The 9,874-nt window shown below is 48.4% G+C and carries 8 protein-coding genes; 6 read left to right on the forward strand and 2 right to left on the reverse strand.

What is annotated here, in order from left to right:
* Positions 1-13 precede the first annotated feature (13 nt).
* Positions 14-1,252, reverse strand: coding sequence for an MFS transporter (locus HP401_RS31105; protein WP_173606224.1), 1,239 nt, complete (start codon positions 1,250-1,252; stop codon positions 14-16).
* A gap of 130 nt (positions 1,253-1,382) precedes the next feature.
* On the opposite strand from HP401_RS31105, the gene HP401_RS31110 reads away from it, so the two are divergent.
* The 3 genes from HP401_RS31110 (at position 1,383) to HP401_RS31120 (ending at position 4,147) form a co-directional block, all read left to right on the forward strand.
* Complete coding sequence (locus tag HP401_RS31110) at positions 1,383-3,182, forward strand: SgrR family transcriptional regulator (RefSeq protein ID WP_173606225.1); 1,800 nt, start codon at positions 1,383-1,385, stop codon at positions 3,180-3,182.
* A gap of 78 nt (positions 3,183-3,260) precedes the next feature.
* Positions 3,261-3,623 carry a cupin gene (locus tag HP401_RS31115; protein WP_173606226.1) on the forward strand — a complete coding sequence of 121 codons (363 nt, stop codon included), beginning with the start codon at positions 3,261-3,263 and terminating at the stop codon, positions 3,621-3,623.
* 89 nt (positions 3,624-3,712) lie between these two features.
* Complete coding sequence (locus HP401_RS31120; protein ID WP_173606227.1) at positions 3,713-4,147, forward strand: metal-dependent hydrolase; 435 nt, start codon at positions 3,713-3,715, stop codon at positions 4,145-4,147.
* Positions 4,148-4,312: 165 nt separating this feature from the next.
* On the opposite strand, the gene HP401_RS31125 is transcribed toward HP401_RS31120, so the two are convergent.
* Complete coding sequence (locus tag HP401_RS31125) at positions 4,313-5,962, reverse strand: DUF6583 family protein (protein ID WP_012684176.1); 1,650 nt, start codon at positions 5,960-5,962, stop codon at positions 4,313-4,315.
* Between the two features lie 214 nt (positions 5,963-6,176).
* Between HP401_RS31125 and HP401_RS31130 the strand changes: the two genes are divergently transcribed.
* The 3 genes from HP401_RS31130 to HP401_RS31140 all read left to right on the forward strand — a co-directional run bounded on the left by HP401_RS31130 (position 6,177) and on the right by HP401_RS31140 (position 9,480).
* Positions 6,177-7,091, forward strand: a complete 915-nt coding sequence (locus HP401_RS31130) for a LysR family transcriptional regulator (RefSeq protein ID WP_173606228.1) — start codon at positions 6,177-6,179, stop codon at positions 7,089-7,091.
* A 97-nt stretch (positions 7,092-7,188) separates the two neighbouring features.
* A complete protein-coding gene (locus HP401_RS31135) occupies positions 7,189-8,277 on the forward strand; it encodes a DUF418 domain-containing protein (RefSeq protein WP_254457125.1) in 1,089 nt (362 codons plus the stop codon).
* Positions 8,278-8,376: 99 nt separating this feature from the next.
* Entirely contained in the window at positions 8,377-9,480 is a 1,104-nt protein-coding gene (locus tag HP401_RS31140) for a citrate synthase/methylcitrate synthase (protein ID WP_173606229.1), read from the forward strand.
* Positions 9,481-9,874 lie beyond the last annotated feature (394 nt).

The raw sequence follows: 9,874 nt of genomic DNA on the forward strand, positions 1-9,874 counted from the left end.
GGTGTTTTTTTGTTTACGCCAATTTCCACAAAGCCAATCTTCGATACACGAGAAAAACCACGAAATTCCCCACTGCCGCTGCCAAAAAGACGGCCCAAGGCCCAAGCGACAAGGTCATCCAGCCCGAACCATAGATGGAAAAGACAATTCCGAGCTTGAAAATAGATCCGGTGATCCCGCTAATTCTTCCGATCATGTGGGCAGGGGTGGTCTCTTGACGGAAGGTCCAAATACAGACGTTTTCAATCGTGCTGATCAGCCCCGTGAGAAACAGAGATAGACAAAGCATCCATGTACTTTGCGCGAAAACCATAAGCAAATAGGAGCAACCGAGGAGCAGGATGGTCATGCCCATGATGCGTCCGATGGGATAGCGTCTCCGCAAATAGGCAACCACTGAGCTGCCGAGAAGACCGCCAAGTCCAGCGACGGAAAGCACCAGTCCTAATGTGGAATTGTCCAGCCTAAGGTGATCCTTGGCAAAGAAAATGATCATGGCGTCATACATGCCCGAGGTCGCATTGAGAAAAATCACGAGTACCGTAATCTGCCATAATGGTCGATTGCCCAGCAGCTCCTTCCAACCATTTTGCAACTCCTGCCAAAAGCCACCCTGAGAGGGGGCAGGCGCATCTGTACGATCTAAAAACGATATGGCGATAAAAGCCAGTAAATAGGCTGTACCCGTAATAAGCAGCCCGGTGTGCAGCGCCGACAGAAGCAGGATAAACCCGGTAATCGCAGGCCCCATAATTTCAATAAACGTGCTCATAAAAGAAAAACGAGCATTTGCTGAGGTTAATAACGGGGTAGGGACCACTTGCTTGATCATGCTGACGCGTGCATTGTGAAACCCGTAGTTAAACGCCATCAAGAAAAAGCCAGCTGCATAATAATGAATGACCTGTGCATGTCCAGATTCGGTCAGTCCATATAGCAAAAACAACAGGATCATCTGGCCAAAAACCATCCATTGCGACCAGCGTTTTTTGGAGAAGCGATCCACCCAGACACCGATGAACATGGCGAGCAGCAGATTCGGCAAAAACTCAATGCTTTTCATGGTCGTCATGGCAACTGGCGATTGGGTCATGTCATACAAAATCAGTGGCAAGGCTAGTTCGTACACCTTTGCTCCACATGCGATAAAGGTGGACGTGAAAAAGAGGACGAGAAAGGGCCGATTCCGCCAGATCGACATGTTCTCGTGCGACTCAGGCTTCGTGGCGGGGGTGTGGTTAGGCACTGGCATGAAAAAACCTCCTTCTTCGATCTCATTGTAGCTAGAAAAAGGGGAAGAAAAAGGGTAGAGTGTTTGGTGAGTATGGACCCCTTTTTTGGGTTCGTCAGCAACTGTTTACGTAGAAAGAGTGATCATCTCGATGCAAAGTGCCTACTACTACTTGCGCTTGCGCCAGCATTTTGCCTCTGCGGCAGAGGGGCAACAGCAGGAGATTACACTTACTGAGCTGGCTCAGATATTTTGTTGCACGATTCGGAACACGAAAAAAGTCATCAAACAGATGGAGGAGCAGAAATGGATTGAATGGCGCCCGGGAAGAGGACGAGGTCATGTCTCGCGGATCGTCTTGTTATACGGGATCGAGCAGATCGTTTTGCCCATCGCCCAAGAGCGTATCCAAGATGGGGATTTGGAAGGCGCCATGCAGCTCCTCAATGATTTTGCCATCACTGCCAAGGGGCGGGAGCACTTTTTTGACTGGCTCTCCGGGCAGTTTGGCTTTATTCAAGAGGAAATCAGTGAACGAAAACTGGATACGCTTCGCATGTCCTTTTACAGGCCGATTCCCGCTCTCGACCCTGCCTTTGTCAACAGGCGTACAGAGTCACATATGGTGAAGCAGCTATTTGATACCCTCATTCGTTATGACGAAAAACTGGATGCATTCATCCCGCATCTCGCCCACCATTGGGAAGTAAATGACAGTGGAACAGAATGGACCTTTTATTTGCGCAAAGGGGTATTTTTTCACCACGGCCGTGAATTGACAGCACATGATGTCGTTTGGACGCTAGAGCGCATTGCTGATCCGCAGACGGGGTCTCCCTATTGCTGGATGCTGGAAGATGTAGAGAAAGTCACTGCTGAAAAAGAGACGATGGTAAAAATCGTGCTCAGACGTCCCAATCAATTGCTGCTATCCATTCTGGCATCGGATCGGCTTTCGATCGTTCCAGGAGATGTCATTCAGCAAAAGGGACAAGCATTTAGCCGATTACCGGTTGGCAGCGGACCATTTTCGCTCGTGACGAATGACTCGCAGATGTTCATTTTAGAGGCTGTCCCTACGTATTTTCTCGGTAGGGCTCATTTGGATCGGGTAGAGATTTGGATTGTTCCCGAAAACAGTCAGGCTGTGCGAAACGAGGATTACTTTTCAAAACGAGGAGAGGTGCACTTCCAAACTTTTTGTAATAAGCTCGGGCCGATGGAGCAATGGCAGGAGCTACAGAGTCTGGAGAAAGGCTGCACGTATCTCGCGTTTAACCTGAATCGCCCAGGCCCACAACAAGATATTGCATTCCGGCAAGCGTTGGATCGTCTTATTGTGCGCGAGAAAATGATCACGGAGCTGCGCGGCAATCGGTATGCACCTGCTCATGGATTTTTACCTGAAAACAACGACGTGCTTGGTGGTGGAGTGGGCTGGGATGGGGATTTCGAAGGCTGGCCCGATCATCGACCGATACAGTTGTTTACCTATGAAGGGGCAGGCAACGAAAATAATGCGGAATGGTTACAGCAGCATTTGGCGGATGGGGGCATTCGCGTCGAAGTGACTGTTCTGCCGATTGAGGAATTGAAGAAGCCCGAAATCATCCAGCAGGCAGATATGGTGGTTGCGGGTGAGGTTTTTGACGAACAGTGGGTGTTGGGGATGGTGGAGTTCTTCAAGTCCGATATCAGCTTTTCGCGACAGCTATGGAGCCCTGCTTTGCGCGAGCGAGTCGATCATGAGTTGGATGCCTTGATGCTGGAGAGGGAATTAACAGGGCAGCGTCATCACTTGCAGGAGGTGGAGAGACTGCTGCGTGAGCAGTGCGCGATGCTGTTTTTGTACCATACACGTCAGCATTCTGCTTACCATTCGGCTCTAGCCGGTGTTTCATTGAATGCACTTGGTCTTGTCGACTACAAAAATATATGGTTTCGGCAGTAATCGTGGAAGATGAGTCTGTCACAGCGCCTCTAGTTGCGCTATGATAAGGCTTACGCGTTAAAAGGCGGAGGGGAAAGTATGAAACGATTTCGATTTGATCAGCAAGTAGGCAAAACAATTGATCGCTATCAGTCCGTCCAGGCGACGATTTCTCGTGTCATCCGCACGCCTGATTCCGTTTCAATAGGATGTATCCATTTGGAGGCAGGCGGGATTGTCGGCTATCATCCGGCGACTTGCCCTCAGCTTTTTCTCGTGGTGAACGGTGAAGGCTGGGTACGCGGTGAAGGTACAGAGCGCATCCCGATCCAGAGTGGTCAGGCGGCATTCTGGATCACAGGTGAAGGGCACGAATCAGGCAGTGAAACCGGAATGACTGCCATTGTGATCGAAGGAGATGGGCTCGATCCGGAGAGCTTCATGTCCTTGATGGAGACATAACGCCTGTATGTATGATGGTATTGGTTTGTCATTCCACCAACCGTACACAAGCTCCCAAGACTCCCCAAGAAAGACGGTGTGAAAGGCAAATGACATGGAAAACACATATGGTACTCGGTGCCATTGCAGGCTACTGTGCCTATCCTTCGTGGAAGGGGAGTGTCATTGGTGCAACGATGGCACTTGTACCCGATATCGATCAAGCAAATAGCAAGCTCGGAAACTTGATGGGACCTTTGTCCAAAATGCTGCAAAAAGGATTCGGTCATCGTACGGTGACACATTCATGGGTGATTTTATTCCTTCCGTTCCTGCTGTTCGGCGATTCTTTGGCTGCCATGGCAGCGCTTTGGGGGATTTTGTCCCATCTGATCAGCGATATGCTGGTGGGACGCATTCAGTTATTGTGGCCGTTGCGAATGGGATGGCTCGGCATTCCGGTATCCAAGTCGATGTATCGGACTGTGGATCGAATCGTTTTCTATGTAGCGATTGTGTATATCGTAATCAAGGGTTATCAGTAAGAAGAAAGACATGGAGAAAGGACCTCCCATCTAGAGGTCCCTCTCCTTCGTATATTCGTAATATTCAGGACAGTTTGTGGTTTTAATAAAAAAGCTGACACCGGTTTTGACCGATGCCAGCTTGCTAGTAATGATTATAAGCGGATTCTTCTTATCACGAAACAATTAAGGCCCCATGAACTGTTGCACGAGCTCAGCGTGTTCATTCATGAACTTATCTGCGTTTTGCATGACCTCTTGTTGCGCTTCCATCATTTGTTGGTCAGACACTGTAACGAAATTGATGGAGTTGTCAGCAGTCATAGCTGGAATTTCCAGTGCTTTGCCGAATTCTGCTTTGGACTTCAGCTTGAAGCTAAAGCCTTTTGGCATATCCGGAGTAGGATTCGAGAAGTTCACTTTTACCGTGCCGTCAGAATCTACACCATTGTCCGTCTTCGTCTCGTTCACGGTAACATTACCGGTCAGAGCAACAGGGTTAGAGGAGTATTCGTCTGCCGCTACGAGTGCAAAGTCATACTTTCCGGTTGTTTTCTTGTCTTGCTTAGTTGTATCGAAAGTAGTCGAGAGGTCCAGAATTGGCTGGTCAGTCTCTTTCATCAGGATGCTGAACTTGCCCTTTGTCTTGTCTTTTTCTTTTGTCGCTCTGTAGGTGAAAGACATTTCGCCATTTTGCTGATCAGACAGGTTGTGCAGGGAGTAACGGTAGTACGTTTCTGCGCCTTTATCGTAAGAAACACTGTTGTAGACCAATTGATCTTTTTTCCCTTTGTCGTCGACCAAGAGTTTGCGGGACAAGATTTGATGATCGCTATTCACAAGCACGACCATTTTCAATTGCTCAGTTGATTTGGCGTTTGTATCTTCTGTATCCTTGATGATGTCATCGAAGGCTTGCTCGTAATCCTTCTTGAATTCTTCTTTGCTGATTTCTTCTACTTTGTAGCCACTGTCGAGCATCAGTGTAGCCACATTGTGGTAGCGGCTGTAGATCAGGTCAAACAGCTTCTGGTCTGCTTTTGCTTTCTCGGCAATTTGCTTCGTCAGAGCCGCGCCTTCTTGAGCGTTAAAGGTAACAGTGATCTCTCGTGCATCTTCCTTGAGACCTTCTTCAGAGAAAGAAACGTCTTTTTTGATGCTTACCTGGCTGTCTTTGATGCTGTCAGCATACAGCAAGGCATACGGAGTCATGACCGTTTTGAGTTCATCTTGGTTAAAATTGATCGCTTCATTTAAATCGCTATAGCGTACGAAGCGCTTTGGCAGTTCCTCGCCACCCAGCTTTTGCTTAAGTGCATCGCGATCTTTCAGGTCCATATAAGCGTATTTAGAGTAAAACTCCGGCAGCTTGAAGCCCATAACAGAATCATTCATGAAGTACTCTAGAGAAGCCAGCTTTTTATCTTGTAGGTGAACTTCCAGGTTCCCCGATTGTTGATTTTTCTGTTCATCGATGTTGCTTTGCATCACGATCTTCGCTTTGCCCAGCATGTCGAGAATTTTTTGCGCTTGCGGGTCTGGGATGGTTGCATCTAGGGCAATGTCACTCAACTCAGTGGTGGAGTGAACTGGTTTTTCCAAGTACGGCTTCATGTAGTCTTGGTATTCCCCGTAAGCTTTGGATACGTCGCTAGAAAACTTCATCATGCTCTCCGCTTCCGCTTGCAGGTAAATCGTTTTTGCACTCTTAAACAAGTCGTACTTGGCATAAGCGGTTCCTAAACCACCCAGCACAACGACAGCCGCTGCCCCCGCGATCAGCCATGCTTTTTTCTTGCTTTTGCGCGGTGGGTTCACGTTTGTTGCAGTTTCCATCTTTTCTCTCCCCTTTTGTTCTCTCTCTTTGGTGAGTCCAATGTGCGTAATGATTTTGCGCACTCGATTTTGTATTGTACCATAAGGGGGAAAAAGGAGAACGATTTCCAGTAAATTTCTTCAAAAATGAGGAAGAAAGACCCAAAAAGTTGCATTCTTCCTACTTTTGTATGCATATAGAACACAGAAAAAGCGACAGCAGGGGGGAGATCACGTGGATTTTCGCGTGCTGCAAACGTTTATGGTCGCGGCCACGACAGAAAATTTTCACCAGACAGCAGAAGCGTTGTTCATTGCGCAGCCTACTGTCAGCCAGCATATACGTCAATTGGAAAAGGAATTGGGGATCAAGCTGTTTGAACGGGTTGGCAAACGCGTTCGGTTAACGGCTGCGGGCAAACGCTACTTGCCACATGCAAAAGGACTTCTTCAACAGTGGCATAGCAGTATGGAGGACTTGCAGGCTTGGAGACAGGGCTATCGGGAGAAGCTGCAACTGGCTGTTTCCCCGATTATTGCCCGTGCTCGTTTTTCCCATTTGCTGCACCGTTACACCAAGCTCTGTCCCGATGTAGATATCTCGATTAAAATTGTCGACTCCGTGGAAATTGGCCCGCTGGTGCAAAATGGACAGGCTGATTTGGGCCTGACCCGGATGGTGCCAGGGGAATTCCAGTTGTCTACTTATCTTTTGTACGAAGATCCTATTGTTTTTGCAGTTCCTCACAGCGGCGGAGATATGGAGGCGCCCTTACCTGATTGGGAGCAAGAGGTGCAATCGAACCGTCTACTGACCCATAATCACCCGGGCTACTGGGATGAGTTGCTGTTGCTTTTGCGTCAGAGGGGGCTTTCCTTGCGTACGATGGCTGTTTCGCAGGTAGACATTACAAAGCGATTCATCGAGGATGGGTTGGGTGTTTCCTTTTTGCCTCGGACGGCTGTTGATCGGGATTTGTTTGAAAACCGCTTTATTGAACTGCCCACACCTGGCCTTGTTTTGCCAAAGGTCGCATCTTATTTGCTAGTACCGAAAGCAGGAATTAGCGAGCCAGCGCAGCATTTTATGGAAATCTTGCATTCCTTGTATCCACCGATGCCGCTTGTTCAGCCGGGTGGACGGACATAGAAGATAACAAGCCTGTAAGGTAGAGGTAAGGTGAATCAATAGTTTTGATGAGTATATGTATGCTACACTGAACCCTGCTTAAAGACAGCAGGAGGGAATGACGAATATGCAGGCGGAACCAATCACACAGAAGGATCGGATTTATTCTATTGATATTGTAAGGGGATTGGCATTGTTCGGGATTTTGCTGGTGAACTTGCCTAGCTTTATCATGTATTCGGAAGACGTTCGTATGCCAATAGAGGCAGGGATCGATGCATGGATTCGCTTGAGCTATGATTTATTCATTCAAACGAAGTTTTTCGGGATTTTTTCGTTTCTGTTTGGCTTGGGTTTTTACATTTTCATGTCACGGGCTGAACAACGTGGACAAAAAGTATTTCGTCTCTTCAGCAGACGGTTGTTCGCGATGTTTTTCATTGGTGTGATTCACGTCATTTTGTGGTTTGGAGATATTTTGACGGTGTACGCGCTTCTCGGCTTTTTACTGATGCCTTTTTATCGAAGAAAGTCTTCTACGATTCTAGCCGTGGCAGCCAGTCTGGGAGGAGTGTACATGCTCACTCAAGCCGTGGCACTTGTACAGACGCTTAATGGTCAAGAAGTATATCCATTTGTAGCATCACTCCAGACGACACTGATACCGATCTTTGTGATGTTCCTGTTTGGTTTGTACGCGGGAAAACGCGGTTTCATTGCTCAAATTCGCGAGCATAAACCGTTGTTAAAACGAATCGCTACTACCACTCTGGCAATCAGTCTTCCAATCGCAGCAGGGATTGTGTGGGCGAGCGGTGTCGTCTTTGGTTCAAAGCTTGAACAGGTGAATAAAATATTGGTTGACCTAAGTACACTGCCTATGGCGCTGTGCTTGATAGCCAGCTTGTTTCTGTTGCTGGATCGAGAGTCGGCAAGGAAAGTTCTCCAGCCATTTGCCTACACGGGACAAATGGGGTTAACGACTTATTTGGGTCAGACAGTCATCATGACCATTCTGATTCCTTTGTTCGGTATTACGGCCATGCCGCTCTCTTCTTGGCTTTTGCTCGCGCTTTCGATTTATGCGTTTCAATTACTCGCAAGCTGGTTGTGGCTGAAGCGTTTAAATCGAGGTCCGATGGAAAAGCTGTGGCGCTTCCTGACGTACGGACGTAAAAAGAAGGCAGTTCCAGCTCCTGCTAACTGATTGTAAAACGTGATCAAAAATCCGGTTTTCTTTTATTTCCCTTCACGATTATGAATCGATTATACTGAAGAGAAAAGAGACGAAAATGGAGTGGTGATGATGACAAAACAACATCCTTTGGCTATCGGCTTGGATGGTATCGCCGTAGCAGAAACAGACCTTAGTTTGGTGGATGGAATTAATGGACTGCTGGTGTACCGCGGTCATTGGGCCCGTGATTTGGCTATTCACCACACATTTGAGGAAGTGGCACACCTGCTCTGGTTCGGACATTTGCCGAGCGAGCAGGAGTTGACGGATTTAAAAGATAAGCTCAAAGCAAACCGTGAGCTGCCGGAGCATGTAAAAGGAATCTTGAAGTTGATCCCAGCAGATGTTGATATGATGAGTGTCCTGCGTACAGGTGTTTCGGCCCTGGGCAGTTCCTCGCACGGCTTCCCGCCAACCATCGATGAGGTGATTGCGCTGGCTGCCAAGATGCCAACAATCGTTGCGTATCGTTTTGCTTGTCTGGAGGGCCGCGAGCCGCTGGCACCGAATCCAGAGCTGGATCATACAGCGAACTATCTGTATATGCTCAAGGGCGTAAAGCCGAATGCGGCACATGTACGTGCACTCGATGCGTACCTGATTTTGACACAGGAGCATGGCATGAATGCATCCACATTCTCCGGTCGTGTCGTGAGCTCGACTGAATCTGATCTGATTTCTTCCATTGCGGCAGCTATCGGAACCCTGAAAGGGCCGTTGCACGGCGGAGCACCATCCGAAGTGACGGAGATGATCGAGGCGATCGGCACGAAGGAAAATGCAGAGCCGTGGCTGCGGAACAAGCTGGAGAGCGGCGGACGTTTGATGGGCTTCGGACACCGTGTCTATAAAACAATTGATCCGCGTGCAACCGCTCTGCGCGTCGTTGCATCCGAGCTGTCGTCCAACGATCCGTGGTTCGATCTGGCGACACACGTAGAAAAAGTAGGCTTGCAGCTGCTGGAAGAGTACAAACCAGGCCGCAAGCTGAATACAAACGTAGAGTTTTTTGCCGCAGCTGTCATGCGCGCAGTTGGCTTGGAAGACAATTTGTTTACACCGACATTTGCTGTGAGCCGTGTGGTTGGCTGGAGTGCGCACATTCTGGAGCAGGCAGGCAATAACCGCATTATTCGTCCGCAATCCAATTACATTGGCACGATGCCGGAATAAGAAAGACGTTAATTATAAAAGCTATCCGTTATGCGGATGGCTTTTTTTCGTGGTTTATAAATGTGGCTGTGGTGGAGAGAAGAATATTTCCAGTCTAGGCTCCAGGCTCCGTCCCGCTGAGGGCTGAGACTGTCAGCTCCGAAGGGATTCGCGGGGAAACGCAAAAGTGGTAGCCGCTTCGTCGCGCGTGCACGGTTGCGTTTCTTTTGCCCGCGAATCCCTTCTACGCTCGGTAGGACTCCACAAGTCGCTACGTCTGGAAATATTCTTCTCTGTCGTAACAGATGACATCCTTACATTGCTTTTAAGTCTTTTTAAAACCCGTTTAAGCAGGAAAAGCTCGTAGAGGAAACAGGAGAAAACAACGAAGATCTTAGGGACACCGACCGAGACG

Source organism: Brevibacillus sp. HB2.2 (assembly GCF_013284275.1).
GTDB classification, from domain to species: domain Bacteria; phylum Bacillota; class Bacilli; order Brevibacillales; family Brevibacillaceae; genus Brevibacillus; species Brevibacillus brevis_D.